Here is a 14840-nt window from a genome sequence, read left to right on the forward strand (position 1 = left end):
TCGATGGTGAGCTGTGGCTCCTCGAGGCTACGCCGGTCGGCAGGGGCTCCGCCGGAACACCTGGGGTGGTTGACACGGGGCCAGAGTCAGGTTCTGTGAAGGGTCTGTCACAACCCGCGGCGTTCACGTGGCGTGGGTTCGGCGCCCCGACTTCGGTTGCTGTGTGCGCGTGAGTTCTTCGATCGTGATCGCCGCATTGATGAGTGCCAGGTGGCTCAGGCCCTGGGGAAGGTTGCCCAAGAACGACAGATCGTCGGGGTCGATCATCTCGGAGTAGAGGCCGACATCGTTGCCCAGCTCCACGAGCTCGTTCATGAGCGCGATCGCCTCACCGGTGCGCCCGACGCAGGCGAGTGCCGATGCGACCCAGAACGAACACGCGACGAAGGCTGCTTCTTCGCCCTGGACTCCCGAATAGCGGTAGACGAGTGGCCCACGCCCGAGTTCGCCCCGGATCGCGTCGATGGTGGACGACATGCGGGCTCCTCTGTCGAACCCGCTGGGCGCGTGCAGAAGCACGGAGGCGTCGAGTTCATCTGTTCCCGGAAACGAGACGTAGCTCTGGCGGTCTTCAGACCAGCAGTGTTCCCTGATCCATTCCGCGATCAGGCCGCGCTCGGCGCTCCAACGGCTCGGGTCGCCGGGGATCTGGCCGAGTTCGCAGAGTTCGACTGCAGCATCGAGCGCCTGCCAGCACCCCATCTTCGACGACGTGTAGTGCTGCGCTTCGCCGAGCTCCCAGATGCCTGCGTCGGGTTGGCGCCAGGCGTCGCAGGTGCGATCGGCAATGTCGGCGAGCATCCGCCCGGTTTCGGCATCGAGCACGTTCCCGCCTCGGGCATACAGGCGGACGACGTCGAAGAGGTCACCGAACACACCGAGCTGCAGTTGGTTGCGGGCAGGGTTGCCGACGACCACCGGGCCGCCGCCTCGCCAGCCGGTCGCACTGCGCTCCACTTCGCTGACCGGCAGTTCGCCCTGCAGCGTGTAGAAGACGTGCAGCTGTGGCCCGTGCGCGCGAATGGTCTTCAGCAGCCAGGAGACCGCTGCGTGGGTCTCTTCGCGGAGGCCGAAACGGATCAGCGCGTGCAGCATGTAGGCAGTGTCTCGGACCCAGGCGAATCGATAGTCCCAGTTCTTGCCACCAGCGGCGTTCTCGGGCAGTGATGTCGTCGCCGCTGCCGCGATTGCGCCCGTCGGGCTGTAGATGAGCAGCTTGAGGGCCAGCGCGCTGCGGCTCACCGACTCCGCCCACGGGCCGTCGTAGCTGAACTCACGAGACCAGTTCTGCCAATTGGCGATCGTGCGGTCGATGCCTGCGTCGACGGCCTCGGCATCGGGCAGATGGAGTGGTTCGTTCGAGGTTCCGACGACAGTGAGGACATGCCTCGAGCCAGCCGACGTCGTGAATCGGCCGACCACGGCACGGTCGCCGCCCCCGCGTGGCCCGTGGTCGATTCCGCGCACCGCGATCATCACAGAATCGACCCTGATGACCGACCCGTGGGCCGTCTTCTGGACCCAGGGTGACGCGGTTGACAGGCAGGTGCCGGGTGCCACCTTCCATCGGAAGCGCACGGTGCCCGAAATCCCCTCAATGCGCCGGGCGAGCTCGGCCCACGGAAGCCGCCCGGCGATGCCCGTGACGAGCGCGTCGGTCACGCGGGCGACACCCGTCTCCGTTGTGAAGGTCGTCTCCAGTACGTTCGTACCCTCGAGGTAACGCCGCGTGGAAGTGAACGCCCGAGTGGGTGTCAATTCGACTGATCCACCGTCTGCCTCATCGAGAAGCCTCGCGAACACGGGGGCGGCATCGAGGTTGGGGATCGGAAACCAGTCGACGCTACCGTCGAGGGCGATGAGTGCAACTGTGCGGCCGTCGCCGATGGCTCCGTACGATCGGAGGTCAGCGTAACCCTCACGCCGAATCGAGGTCGAGGAGCGAGGGCTGTCGCCTCTGGCACCGGGATGCCCGGCAGCAGTTGCCGCGCCGGCTTGTTTGCGGGTCGAAGTGCTCACGCTTCAGCGTACGTCGAACGTGCGGGCGTGCTCAGCTGTGAGCGGAGGTATCCTGCGAAGCCACCGGGAGTCCGGCCGATCCGGCGACCGGATGTGAGCACTTCGTGGTCCCGGGTCTCGATGACCGTTACCCCGCGTGCCCGGGCACGGTTCACCAGATCGACATCTTCGTGTTCGACAACAGGGACGAAGCCCCCTGCTGCCAGGTAGACGTCCGCTCGTATTCCCAGATTGGCACCGTAGATGCGACCGGCCGGCTGGCTGTCGGAATGGGCCTGGGTCCAGGCGTGGACCTGCTCTTCAGACAGGTCGTCGAAGTTCGGCCGCACCGTGCCGAGTACGACGTCAGCGCCAGCATCGGCCAACTCGATGTGTCGGGCGACCCAGTTCAGTGGGACCTGAGAGTCCGCATCAGTATTGGCGATCCAGAGTGCCGTGGCAGACTCGTCCCCGAAATTGTCGAGTGCCACAGCGACGCCGGCAGCGCGGGCGCGACCAACATTGCCCTCGGCAGACTGCACGCCATCGACAACGACCACGTCGGAGAAGGCCCGCGCAATCGCGCTGGTCCGGTCGTCTGAACCGTCGATGACCACCACGACCAGGAGCCGGGGCGTTCTCTCACCCAGAGTTCGGCGTGCAAAGAGCGCTGACGCGCGCAACGATTCGAGACACGGGCCTATCAGTTGCTCCTCGTTTCGCGCCGGGATGACAATCGCCAACCCCCTCGTCTGTGTCACCGCAGGCCTGTCTCTTCAGCGACGGACCGCCCGTCGAGAGTGAAGACTTCGAGCACGAAGTCCTTCTCTTCGTGCTTCGAAATCCTGTGCCAGCTGCGGTTCGCCGCGATCCTCCCGTGCACCCCGTCTCCGCTCTGGAGATAGTCGCCGACAGGGTATCGCCAGTGGCAGGCGACAAGGGTTCCCTCGGGGGTCAGAGACCCTTCGATATCGTGAAGCACAGCGTCGAGTCGCTCGGGGCTGAAATAGTATCCGACTTCAGAGAGCACAACGAGGTCGAACGAACCTGGCGGGAAATCCTTCCCGACATCCTGCACCTGCAACTCGACGTTCGGTGTTTCGACGAGTCGCTCGCGGGCCCGTGCGATGGCGGCCTCAGAGATGTCGACTGCGAGAAGCCGATCGCACCGGGCTGCGAGCTCCTGGGTGAGCACACCGATCGAGCACCCGATCTCCAGTCCGTAGCCATAACGAGGCCGGGGGAGTGAGGCAACGGTGAGCGCGCGTTTGCGTTCTTCGTACCAGCGGTCAGTGAAACCCCACGGGTCGGCATGCAGGTCGTAGGTCTTCTCGAAGTACGCCGCCGGAAGGGTCGTGAGTGGTGGCTCACGGTGAGCCACAGGCGAGCTGACCACGAAGATTTCGGCTGAGCGAGTGAAGTGTTCGAGAAAATCGGAGCGCAGCACGGCCTCGTCATCGGGCTGCTCAGACAGGGGCTCCACCTGCGAGCGATGCGCAGCAACGGCCGTTGTCTTCGCCTCGAGGGAGAGGGGACTCAGGTGCAGAGATGCGAGATCATTCCAGGGCACGGTGGGGTCGTTCGGGTTCGCCCAGTGCCACATCCAGATCGGATATTCCGCAAGGCTGCACCCTGACGAACTCGCTACCTCGGCAGCAATGCGCCCGACGATCTCGTGGTCGTGGTGGCCGTCTCCGCGCCACGGTGCGACGAGCAACACCGCGTCGCCCGAACCGGTGCCCACGGCGAGAGCCACGGCATCGCGTGTCGCGGGAACGGAAGCGTCAAGGTTTCCGTCTTCGAATGCGAGAGTCCTGACGGGTGCATGCGGGGCGAGAATCGCGACTGCCTCGCGCACCTCCGCCTCACGCCAGCGCGCAAGAGTCTCACGGTCGAACGTCGGTGATTCGGGGTGGGAGGCGCAGCCATCTGTGACGACGATAACGCTGACCTCAATCGATCGCAGCGCGCACTCGGCGATCAGTCCGCCGGCTCCCAGAGTCTCGTCGTCGGGGTGAGCGGAGACGACAACCACTCGATCGAACCGGTCGAGATGAAGATCCCCAAGCGAATCGAGGCGCGGATCTGATCGCCAGACCGCCTGGGAGGTACCGGCATCACGGGCGTCGAAGGTCACCACGGCTCGGCCGAGCCTTCCAGTAGCTGGGAGCCGAGCGCCGCTTCGTCCTTCTCCGCGTGATGCTGGCGGAGGTAGAGCGTGAGATCGGCCACACGTTTCGCGTGTGCTTCGTCCACGGCCAGCGGACCTGGCCCGAGCGCGCGCCCAACACGCCGAATGACCTGGTCACAAGCGCCAGCGACGGTGTCGCGAACCCGGAGGGCGAGAAGGCTGCCGTCGTGGCCGGTCGCATAGCCCCCGTCGACGAGTGAGGCCGCCTCGGCGAGGGCGCGACGGGCATCGCTCAGCCGGGCATCCACCGCACCGAGATGCGCGAGGCTGAATGGCCCGGCTGATGCTTGCGTGGCGGTGAAGAGCGTTCGTGCGAGACCCACTGCGCCCCCGTACCAGCAGGCGGCCACTCCGATGCCGCCCCAGGCGAATCCAGGCCTGTCCAGGTACCAGCCTCGCTCGCCCACTCCGGTGGCTGCCACTGCAGAGAACCTGACGGGTCCACTCGGTATCTCGACGAGCCCCCGCGCGTGCCAGTGGTCTGAGGGGACTGTGATTCCTTCATCCCGGAGGGCTACGGAGTACAACTGTCTTTCTTCACTGTCGCCGACGTGCGCCGAGACGAGTGCATTGTCCAATCGATCGGCGAGGGAGCACCAGGCCTTGGTGCCGGTGAGGTGTCCGTTGCGTTCCGTCAGGGGATCGCCGCCGCCCTCGGCCGCGAAGACTCCCCACGTGCCCGTACCCACGCGGTCGTCTGCGCCCGCCTGGTGGAGGATGGCCAGGGCATCCAGATGGGGTTCGATCGCACGCGCAACTCCGAGATCCCGCGCGGAGATTGTGGCGAGTGTCTCCCAGAGTTCCGCCGTGCGGCCCTCACCCGGAAACACGCCGTGCGATCCGAGCAACTGCGCGAGTGCGAGAGCTTCGTCGACGGTCGACGCGGGTTCGACGAGAGCAACGCGCACGAGCGACGCCGCCGAATGTTGTCGGGAAGGTGCCGACAGGGTCACTGCACTGGGCGAACTGGGCACGCTTCGAACTCCGATCCTGCGAAAGCGGCGAAACCGTGGGAACTGTGTGCCAACGGTCGCGTCTGCCTGATTGGGCTGATTCGTCCGCATGGGTCACCACTGTAGAACGAGGAGCGATTCGGATCGAAACGGGCCTGCACCCCTTGCGCCGACCCGAGATTTGGTTCAGTGTCAAGCCTCCGGCGGCAGTTGTGGAAGCAGACCGAGTGTCGACCAAGATGTTGTCATGTCTTCAGATTCTCCTCGTTCCCTCCCGTACCCCCTCGGTGTCACACTGCACAGTGACGGCATCTCCTTCGCTGTCTACTCCGAAACGGCGGACTCCGTCGACTTCTGCAGCTTCGACGCAGACGGGCTTGAGACGCCGACACGGCTCACCGAGCGCACGGGGCACGTCTTTCACGGATTCGTTCCCGGTGTCGGCGTCGGCACGCGGTACGGAATCCGGGTCGACGGGCCGTGGGACCCAGCGAATGGGTTGCGGCACAACCCCCACAAGCTCCTCCTCGACCCGCACGCCACCGCGATCGAGGGTGAATACACGTGGGGACAAGACGTCTTCGGGCACGACATGGGCGAACCGGAGAACCGCGACGACAGCGACTCTGCGCCGTCGACTCCGCGCTGCATCATCACCGACCCTGCATTCGACTGGAACGCCGACGGTGAGGATCGCGCACCTCGAACCCCGCTCGCAGAGACGATCATCTACGAGACGCATGTGAAGGGGTTCACGAAACTCCACCCCGACGTTCCCCAGGAGATTCGCGGAACGTACGCCGGACTGGCTCATCCCGCAGCGATCAAGCACCTCACCGACCTCGGTGTCACCGCCGTCGAACTCATGCCTGTGCACCAGTTCGTGCAGGACAGCCACCTGCTCGAGAAGGGACTTCGCAACTACTGGGGTTACAACTCCATCGGCTTCTTCGCTCCTCACGGCGACTACTCGTCAGGTGGAGACGGTGGCGCCCAGGTGCCGGAGTTCAAGGCCATGGTGAAGGCTCTGCACCAGGCTGGCCTCGAGGTCATCCTCGATGTGGTCTACAACCACACCGCAGAAGGCAATCACCTGGGCCCGACGCTGTCGTTCAAGGGCATCGACAACGCGGCGTACTATCGCCTCGTCGAAGACGACCGGTCATCATATTTCGACACGACAGGCACCGGAAACTCCCTCAATGTCGGCCATCCCACCGCCCTCGGACTCATCATGGACTCGTTGCGCTACTGGGTCACCGAGATGCACGTCGATGGCTTTCGCTTCGACCTGGCAACGACTCTCACCCGGCAGGGCGGTGACGCGGAACTGCATTCCGCGTTCCTGACGCTGATCGCCCAGGACCCCGTGCTCGCGCCGGTCAAGATGATCGCTGAGCCCTGGGACACCGCGGGCTACCAGGTGGGCGGCTTTCCGGCCGACTGGTCGGAGTGGAACGGCAAGTTCCGCGACGACGTGCGGGATTTCTGGAACGGCAGCGACGGTGTTCTCGGAACCCTCTCGCAGCGGGTTCTCGGCAGCCCCGATGTCTACGAAGCCGACCGGCGCTCACCGCTGTCGAGCGTGAACTTCGTGACCGCCCATGATGGTTTCACTCTGGCCGACCTCACCTCGTACAACCAGAAGCACAACGCCGCCAACGGTGAAGACAACAACGACGGCGAGAGCGACAACCGCTCGTCGAACGGTGGCGCAGAGGGACCGACCGACGACCAGGCGGTCAACACGCGCCGCGACATCCTGCGCCGCAACTTTCTCGCAACGCTCCTGCTCTCGGCCGGAGTTCCGATGATTCTCGGGGGAGACGAGATCGCCCGCACCCAGGGCGGTAACAACAACGCCTATTGCCAGGACGACGAGATCTCGTGGTTCGACTGGACGAACGCCGATCGGGAACTGCTCGAGTTCACCAGGGCGCTGATCGCATTACGCGCCGAGAACCCCGCGCTACGGCCGGCCTGGTTCCGGCAGGCACCCGAGGTGGGTGGCAGTGACACTGTTGCCGTCGACCGTTCAGACGCTGAAGGCTTCACCGACGACGACTGGCAGAATCCGGATGCCCGTTCGATCAGTTTCGTGCTCGAACACTCCGGCGCCGATGCTTTCGCACTGTTGCTCAACTCCGCAGAGAACGGAGTCGAATTCACCGTTCCGGCCGCGCCGCAGGAGAAATGGGAACTCGCGATCTCGAGTGACCCCGATCAGTCGGTCGAGGGTGAGGTGACGACTCTCATCGTTCGTGGGTGCTCGTTCACCCTGCTGCGCAGTCGTGCTGGTTGAGTAGCGGCGCAGCCGCTACGTCGTGTTACCGAACCCGCGTGACGTCACTGCAGCGATGAGGTCAGCCGTGCGAGGTTGTCGAGGATCGTCGAGCGGAGGGGCTGCTTCATCCACTCCTCGAGAGTGAGTTCACGGCTCACCGTGCGATAACCGTCTTCGACTGCGCGCATCTCCTGAACGAACGTCGCACCGCGAACCATCAGTGAGATCTCGAAGTCCAGGCTGAACGACCTGATATCCATGTTGCTCGAACCGATGACAGCGATGTCGTCGTCGATCGTGAAGTGCTTGGCGTGCAAGATGTAGGGTGCCTGGTAAAGCCAGATCGTGACCCCCGAGCGCAGCAGCTCCTCATAGTACGAACGCTGCGCGTGGTAGACACCGGCCTGGTCGCCGATCTCCGAAACGAACAGCTGGACCTCGATGCCGCGCTGGCACGCCGTCGTGATCGCATAGAGCATGGAGTCGTCCGGCACGAAGTAGGGGCTCGTGATGATGACCTTCTGTTGTGCGTAGTACATCAGCGCCAGGAACAGGCGCAGGTTGTTCTCGCCTTCGAAACCGGGCCCGCTCGGCACCAGTTGGCAGTCGAGCGCTGAGGGGGAGGTGTCGATGATCTCGTCGGCGATCTGTACGGTCTCGCGATCGAGCAGCTCGTTCGTCTCGCTGTACCAGTCGGTGATGAAGATGGCGTTGATACCGCTCACTATCGGGCCGTGAACGCGGGTCATCAGATCCTGCCACTTCAGGCCGCGCCGGATGTTGCTCTTCTTGTTGTAGCTGCGGTCGATCAGGTTCTGCGAGCCCATGAAGCCCAGCGTGCCGTCGATGACGAGCAGCTTGCGGTGGTTGCGAAGGTCGGGGCGCTGCCATTTGCCCTTCAGGGGTTGCACGGGCAGCATGAAGTGCCAGAGAACGCCGATCTCGGTGAGCTTCGTGAAGGTCTCCCGGTGGGTGGACGTTCGGACCGAAGCGACATGGTCCAGAAGCACCCGCACCGTCACTCCGCGTTTCACGGCTGCTTCGAGGGCTGAGAAGAAATCGGCCGTCACCGGATCGAGCGCAATGATGTAGAACTCGCAGTGCACGAAGGTCTTTGCCTGGTTCACTGCGGCCGTCATGGCTGCGATCGACCCGGCATAGTCACCTATCAGCGTGGCGGTATTTCCACCCACCAATGGCATCGCACCGAGCTCGCGATTCAGGTGTACGACAGACCGCAGCCACTGGGGCCAGGGCTTGTCATCGCTGACCAGTTCGATTCCCTTGGTCGTCTCGATGATGAAACTGTTGATCGCGGCCTGTTTCTCGCGCCTCTTCTTCGGCAGCTTGTAACTGCCGATGAGGAGAAAGAAGGCGACTCCGAGATAGGGGATCAGAAAGATCGCGAGCAACCAGGCCATCGCCGCCGAAGGCCGACGGTTGCGTGGCACGATGATGATCGCGGCGAACCGAACGGCAAGATCGAGAAGAAGCGACAGCACCAGCACAAGAATGGTTATCTGTTCCCCGGTCACTCCTTCATTATGTCGGTGAGTGCAGTGCCTCGGTGAGTGGCAATTTCACTACGATTTCGCTGTGGATGATCGCCGACAGTTGATCGGCGCGGTTCGGCAGGCCACAGTTGAGTCATGTCGTCAAACCAGACCAGTGAGATCGACGCGTTCCTGCGGGGGCTCGATCACCCTTTCAAAGCCCAGGTCGCCCAGCTCCGACTTGCAGTGCTGCAGTCGGACGATTCGATCTCCGAACACATGAAGTGGAACGCCCCGAGCTTCATCTTCGCCGGCGAAGACCGGGTCACGTTCAACCTCCGCACGCGCGATCGTGTGCAGATCATCCTGCACCGCGGTTCGAAGGTGAAGGCTGAAGACGGCTTCTCGTTCGTCGATGAGAGCGGTCTGGTCAGCTGGGTGACCGGCGAACGAGGCACTGTGAGCTTTCACGACCAGGCCGAGGTGGATGACCGGCTCGAGTCGTTCCTCCGGCTGATCACCCGCTGGGTGAGGGCCGACTCGGGCGAAGCGGTGGCAGCTGTGCCGCCGAAGAGCCCCAGCCCTGCGGCCGGCCACGCGCCTGCGGACGAGGGGCCCGCGCGCAGCAGGGACGTGATCAGGACGGAGGCCGGCTCCTCGATGCCGGTGAGTTACGATCAACCTCTCTCTGAAGGCTTGGCGGCGTTGCTCGATTCCGTCGAAGAGTCGTTCGCGATCACTACGGCAGAGCTTCGGTATCGGGCCGACGGAATCGAGTTCGGTGGATTCGTCGCGAAGCCCGCTGACGCGGAGGGGCCACTTCCCGGAATTCTGATCATCTCCGACTGGACAGGCCTCAACGACCACGTCAGGGTGCGCGCACAGATGCTCGCACGATTGGGCTACGTGGCGCTCGCGGGTGACGTCTACGGCGGTGGCGCCCACCTCAGCTCGCAGAAGGCTCCGGTCGAAGCGGCGAAGTTCTACGACGACCCCGAGCTGTTTCGTGCACGGATGAAGGTGAACCTCAAGCGCCTCTGGGCCGAACCCGGCGTGGACACGTCGCGCGTGGCCGTCATGGGCTATTGCTTCGGCGGCTCGGCGGCGCTCGAGCTGGCGCGCTCGGGTAGTGCTGTTTCGGGGGTCGTCTCGTTCCATGGTCGACTCGACACTCGTCACCCTGCTGATGAAGATGACATCCGTACCCGCCTGCTCGTGCTGACGGGCGGGAACGACCCCGTCGTACCCGATGACTCTGTTGTGCGGTTCGAGAACGAACTGCGCTCGGCCAAAGCTCCCGACTGGCAACTCGTGACCTACAGCGGGGCGATGCACGCGTTCACCATGCCCGATGCCAACTCGCCGGAGTTCGGCGCGCAGTTCGACGCTCTGGCGGACTACCGGTCGTGGATTGCCATGCAGGTGTTCTTCGACGAGATTTTCGCGTGACCTGATTTCCTCTCACCGGGAAGGCACTATCTTTGCATCAGTATCGCCACGCAGGGCGATCTCTGGGCAGTGATGCCGGATTGCGATCGCAGAGGTGCAGCACATGAAGAAGTGGAACATCGTCATCATTCTCGGGCTCGCCCAGTTCGTGATGGTGCTCGACAGCACCGTGATGAACGTCTCGATCTCGAAGGTCGTCACCGACCTCGACACCACGGTCGCCGCGATGCAGAGCGCCATCACGTTCTATACCCTCACTATGGCAGCAGTCATGCTCCTGGGAGCCAAGTTCGGTGACATCTGGGGGCGCCGACGGGCATTCGTCGTGGGGTGCATCGTCTACGGTTGTGGATCGCTGCTCACCGGACTTGCACCGAACATCGTGGTGCTCTTTCTCGGCTGGTCGGTGATCGAAGGCCTGGGCGCTGTGCTGGTGATCCCCGCCATCGCGGCACTCATCGCCGACAACTACCACGACCGCGACCGTGTCACGGCCTACGCGATCATCGGTGCAGTCTCGGGTGGAGCCGTGGCTGCCGGGCCCCTCATCGGTGGTTTCGTCACCACGTACTTCAGCTGGCGGTACGTCTTCTTCGGCGAGGTGCTCATCATGATCGTGGTCCTCATGCTCTCGAGGCTGGTCACCGACAACAGCGCTCCCCAGAAGATCCGCGTTGATGTGCTGAGCGTTCTTCTCTCTGCGGCGGGGCTTGTGGCCATCGTCTTCGGCATGCTGCAGAGCAAGGTCTGGGGATGGGTTCTGCCGCTTCATCCGCCGCAGGTCAATGGCGTACCGATCGAGCCGCTGGGCCTGTCGCTCGTGCCCTATTTCATCGTGGCCGGCGGCGTACTGCTCTGGGCGTTCTTCGTGAGGCAACGACACCTGATCGCCGTCGGTCGGCCGCCTCTGCTGCAGGTCTCGATGTTCCGCATCGCCCAGCTACGTGCAGGACTCTCGGTGCTCGCTGCCCAGTATGCGATCACTGCGGCGATCTTCTTCATGATCCCTGTCTACCTGCAGATGACACTCGGCCTCGATGCCCTCTCGACCGGGCTCAAGATCTTTCCGCTCTCGATCTCGCTGATTCTGTTCTCGATCGTGGGGACCAGGCTCTCTGCCGTCTGGTCTCCGCGGCGGATCGTGCGGCTCGGCCAATTCATCCTCGTCGCCAGCGCCATCCTGCTCCTCGGTTCCGTCTCACTGGAGCTCAAGGGATGGTTGTTCGCCGCAGGAATGTTCTTCGCCGGTTCCGCCCTCGGGCTTCTTGCCTCCCAGCTGGGAAACGTGAACATGTCGAGCGTGTCAGAAGACAAGACGAGTGAGGTCGGCGGCCTCCAGGGAGTGCTTCAGAATCTCGGTTCGTCGCTCGGGACGGCGCTGATCGGGTCGGTGCTGATCGCCTCCCTCGCCTCAGGTTTTCTGGGCGGTGTCCAGTCGAGTGACCTGCCCTCGTCGGTGAAGACGCAGGTGAACACACTCAGCCAGTCCGGTGTGGAGATCATCCCGGTGTCGCAGGTCGCCGGAATTGCCGAAAAGGCAGGACTCTCGAGCAGCGAAGGTGACCAACTCGCTTCGATCTACGGGGACTCTCAGGTATCGGCTCTTCGGGCATCGCTCGTCGCCGTCATCGTACTGGCGATCGTGTCTCTGCTGTTCTCGAAGAACATTCCGACGCAGATCGTCGCGGGTAAGCCGAAAGTGGCTAGTAGACGAAGAGCTGGCCGAGAATGACGATCGCGATGACGAAGAGAGCCACGACACCGCCGACGATAGCGAGTCCGCGACTGCTCAGCTTGGTGATGCCGAAACCCACGAGGAACGGCAGTGACACGATGAGCAGCGACATGAGCCACCAGAACGTGATGTAGCCACCCCGGCTGGCGTCTTCCAGCCTGCCGCCGAAGAGTTTCTGCGACGCAGGGTTGGTCGCGAAGGCGATGGTTGCAGAGAGCGGGAAGGCGATCAGCGCCAGTGTGATGAGGCCGGCGAATGCGCCCCACCGGCCGCGGTTCTTCTCGGCGACAGCGGGATGCCTCGACTCGGTGGAACGCTGGGCGTTGGTGGAGGATCGCTGCGAAGGGCGGCTTTTCGGCATCTGTGGCTGTGCTTCCCGGTGAGCGGGGCCTGTGGCACCCGCGAGAACGTTGACGAGCACACTCTAGCGGGTGACTGTGCCACCAGCAGGCTCGCGCGGGCATGGGCAGAAGACGAAGTGGTCGACCTGTCGTGCGGCACTGCGGGAGTAGTCGGTGTTAGGGACCTTTGACCCTAGGGTGTGCGGCCCGCGACGACAACGATGGTGGCATGTCGTCATTCACCGATGAACCGATCACTGTACTGAGCGCCGAGGAGTGCTGGGCGGTGCTCCGCAGAACGACGGTCGGCCGGCTTGCCGTGAGCGTCGCAGGACAGCCCGACGTGTTTCCCATCAATTTTGTTGTCGATGATCGCTCGATCCTCATGCGCACGGGCGAGGGGAGCAAACTGCTCGAAGCCACCATCAATCCTCTGGTCGCCTTCGAGGCTGACAACGTCGATCGTTTTCACGGCTGGAGTGTGGTCGTGAAAGGTACCGCGCGTGTGCTCGACACCGAGAGAGAAGAACTCGCTGCCGCTCGGCTTCCGCTGGAATCATGGCTGCCGACGTCGAAGCAGGTCTATCTCCGTATTGAACCAGCGGAGATCGCCGGTCGGCGTTTTGCCTTCGGGGGAGAAGCTCCTGTCGGTTTCGCCGAGCTGTGATTCCCCAGGCCCGGATTCACAGGACTTAGGTCCTGATGCCCAGCCTTTTGTCAGGGAAAGCTGATTCCAGAAGAAGTACATCACTTTCCCAGCCGGTCACACAGGCCGGCTTTCCCTGACAGAAAGAGTCGCTCCCGATGGATGCTCTCGATATTGCCCGCTGGCAATTCGGAATAACGACCGTCTACCATTTTCTGCTCGTCCCTCTCACGCTCGGCCTCGGCCCGGCTGTTGCCATCATGCAGACCCTGTGGGTGCGTACGGGCAACGAGCGCTACCTGCGCATGACCAAGTTCTGGGGCAAGCTCTTTCTCATCAACTTCATTCTGGGTGTCGCCACCGGCCTGGTGCAGGAGTTCCAGTTCGGCATGGCGTGGAGCCAGTACTCCCGATTCGTAGGAGACGTCTTCGGTGCTCCCCTCGCCATGGAGGGTCTTCTCGCCTTCTTCTTCGAGTCGACCTTTCTCGGGCTCTGGATCTTCGGCTGGAATCGCCTGCCGAAGCGTGTTCACCTTGCCACGCTCTGGATCGCCATTGCGGGCTCCTGGATCTCGGCGTTCTTCATCATCGTCGCCAACTCGTGGATGCAGCACCCCGTGGGCGTCGAACTCGTCGACGGTCGCCCCGTGATGAATGACATCTTCGCCGTGCTGACGAACAACACGGCCATCCTCGCCTACACACACACGATCTTCGGCTCGCTCGGTGTCGGGGGAGGCTTCCTCATCGGAATCGCCTGGTATCACCTCTGGCAGCGCCGCAAAGACGGGATCGACACCGTCGACGCCGAGAAGCGCGTCGTCGTCGGCGAATCGCGTTCGATCCCGGGTCGCGACAAGACCGACCATTCCGTCTGGATCCGTTCGCTTCGCATCGGCGCAGTCGTCGCGATCATCGGATTCGCCGGCGTGGCCTTCACCGGTGACCTTCAGGGCAAGCTGATGTTCCAGCAGCAGCCGATGAAGATGGCCGCAGCCGAAGCCGCCTGTGAGACGGGAACGAGCTTCTCTGTGCTCGCCATCGGCGATGTGGGTGCCACCCACAACTGCGACGACGTCATCCCCGTGATCCAGATCCCCGGTCTGCTCTCGTTCCTTGCGACAGGAAACTTCACCACTGATGTCAAAGGTGTGAAGGACTTGCTTCCCGAGTACCAGGCCAAATTCGGTACGAACATCCCTGACACTGCTGCCTACGGCGCCCAGGCGGGCCAGGCCATCCAGTACGTTCCTGTCATGCAGGTCACCTACTGGGGATTCCGCCTGATGATCGGCTTCGGTGCTCTCGCTGCGCTGGCCGCGGTGGTCGCGTTGTGGTTGACACGGCGGGGGACAGTCCCTGCGTCGCGGGGCCTGATGAGACTGGCCGTCTTCGGAATTCTCGCTCCGTTCGGGGCGAATGCTGCAGGGTGGGTGTTCACCGAGATGGGCAGGCAGCCCTTCGTCGTGGCACCGAACCCGACGGGCGTCGACGGCGTGTTCATGTTCACCCAGGCAGCGGTTTCACCCGGGGTATCGGTGGGCGAACTGCTGTTCTCGATCATCACGCTCACGCTGGTGTACGGCGCTCTGCTCGTGGTCGAGGTTCGACTGCTCTTCAAGTACGCCAGGGCGGGAGTTGCCGGTGTGATGCCCGAGCTCGCCCACTCCGACGATGACGACACTGACGAAACCTCCGGGTCATCCGGCACCGGCTCGAGTGGCGACGTGCTCGCCTTCGCTTACTAGAA

The 14840-nt window shown here is 63.4% G+C and carries 11 protein-coding genes; 5 read left to right on the forward strand and 6 right to left on the reverse strand.

All coding sequences use genetic code 11. The annotated features are described in order from the left end of the window. Positions 1 to 123 precede the first annotated feature (123 nt). The 4 genes from KPL76_RS10680 to KPL76_RS10695 all read right to left on the reverse strand — a co-directional run bounded on the left by KPL76_RS10680 (position 124) and on the right by KPL76_RS10695 (position 5163). Positions 124 to 1929 carry a glycoside hydrolase family 15 protein gene (locus tag KPL76_RS10680; protein ID WP_216336387.1) on the reverse strand — a complete coding sequence of 602 codons (1806 nt, stop codon included), beginning with the start codon at positions 1927 to 1929 and terminating at the stop codon, positions 124 to 126. Positions 1930 to 2015: 86 nt separating this feature from the next. Beyond that, on the reverse strand, positions 2016 to 2759 hold the full coding sequence (locus tag KPL76_RS10685) for a glycosyltransferase (RefSeq protein WP_216333209.1): 744 nt from the start codon (positions 2757 to 2759) through the stop codon (positions 2016 to 2018). Beyond that, a complete protein-coding gene (locus tag KPL76_RS10690; RefSeq protein WP_216333212.1) occupies positions 2756 to 4138 on the reverse strand; it encodes a PIG-L family deacetylase in 1383 nt (460 codons plus the stop codon). The genes KPL76_RS10685 and KPL76_RS10690 overlap by 4 nt, the downstream gene beginning before the upstream one ends. Beyond that, the gene (locus KPL76_RS10695) at positions 4132 to 5163 is read right to left on the reverse strand and encodes an acyl-CoA dehydrogenase (RefSeq protein WP_216333215.1); all 1032 of its coding nucleotides are present in this window, start codon (positions 5161 to 5163) and stop codon (positions 4132 to 4134) included. The genes KPL76_RS10690 and KPL76_RS10695 overlap by 7 nt, the downstream gene beginning before the upstream one ends. A gap of 226 nt (positions 5164 to 5389) precedes the next feature. Here KPL76_RS10695 and glgX point away from each other — a divergent pair, with 226 nt between their 5' ends. Beyond that, complete coding sequence (gene glgX, locus KPL76_RS10700; RefSeq protein WP_216333217.1) at positions 5390 to 7444, forward strand: glycogen debranching protein GlgX; 2055 nt, start codon at positions 5390 to 5392, stop codon at positions 7442 to 7444. A 44-nt stretch (positions 7445 to 7488) separates the two neighbouring features. On the opposite strand, the gene cls is transcribed toward glgX, so the two are convergent. After that, on the reverse strand, positions 7489 to 8961 hold the full coding sequence (cls, locus tag KPL76_RS10705) for a cardiolipin synthase (RefSeq protein WP_216333219.1): 1473 nt from the start codon (positions 8959 to 8961) through the stop codon (positions 7489 to 7491). Between the two features lie 114 nt (positions 8962 to 9075). Between cls and KPL76_RS10710 the strand changes: the two genes are divergently transcribed. Together KPL76_RS10710 and KPL76_RS10715 are read left to right on the forward strand one after the other, a co-directional pair. After that, positions 9076 to 10368, forward strand: coding sequence for a dienelactone hydrolase family protein (locus tag KPL76_RS10710; protein WP_216333221.1), 1293 nt, complete (start codon positions 9076 to 9078; stop codon positions 10366 to 10368). Between the two features lie 103 nt (positions 10369 to 10471). Continuing rightward, the gene (locus KPL76_RS10715; RefSeq protein ID WP_216333223.1) at positions 10472 to 12100 is read left to right on the forward strand and encodes an MFS transporter; all 1629 of its coding nucleotides are present in this window, start codon (positions 10472 to 10474) and stop codon (positions 12098 to 12100) included. Here the strand turns inward: KPL76_RS10715 and KPL76_RS10720 are convergent. Further along, on the reverse strand, positions 12072 to 12464 hold the full coding sequence (locus tag KPL76_RS10720) for a hypothetical protein (protein ID WP_216333224.1): 393 nt from the start codon (positions 12462 to 12464) through the stop codon (positions 12072 to 12074). The genes KPL76_RS10715 and KPL76_RS10720 overlap by 29 nt on opposite strands. Positions 12465 to 12673: 209 nt before the next feature. Here KPL76_RS10720 and KPL76_RS10725 point away from each other — a divergent pair, with 209 nt between their 5' ends. Then, the gene (locus KPL76_RS10725) at positions 12674 to 13111 is read left to right on the forward strand and encodes a pyridoxamine 5'-phosphate oxidase family protein (protein WP_216333226.1); all 438 of its coding nucleotides are present in this window, start codon (positions 12674 to 12676) and stop codon (positions 13109 to 13111) included. A 137-nt stretch (positions 13112 to 13248) separates the two neighbouring features. Continuing rightward, a complete protein-coding gene (locus KPL76_RS10730; RefSeq protein WP_216333228.1) occupies positions 13249 to 14838 on the forward strand; it encodes a cytochrome ubiquinol oxidase subunit I in 1590 nt (529 codons plus the stop codon). Positions 14839 to 14840 lie beyond the last annotated feature (2 nt).

The organism is Subtercola sp. PAMC28395 (genome assembly GCF_018889995.1).
Classification (GTDB): Bacteria; Actinomycetota; Actinomycetes; order Actinomycetales; family Microbacteriaceae; genus Subtercola.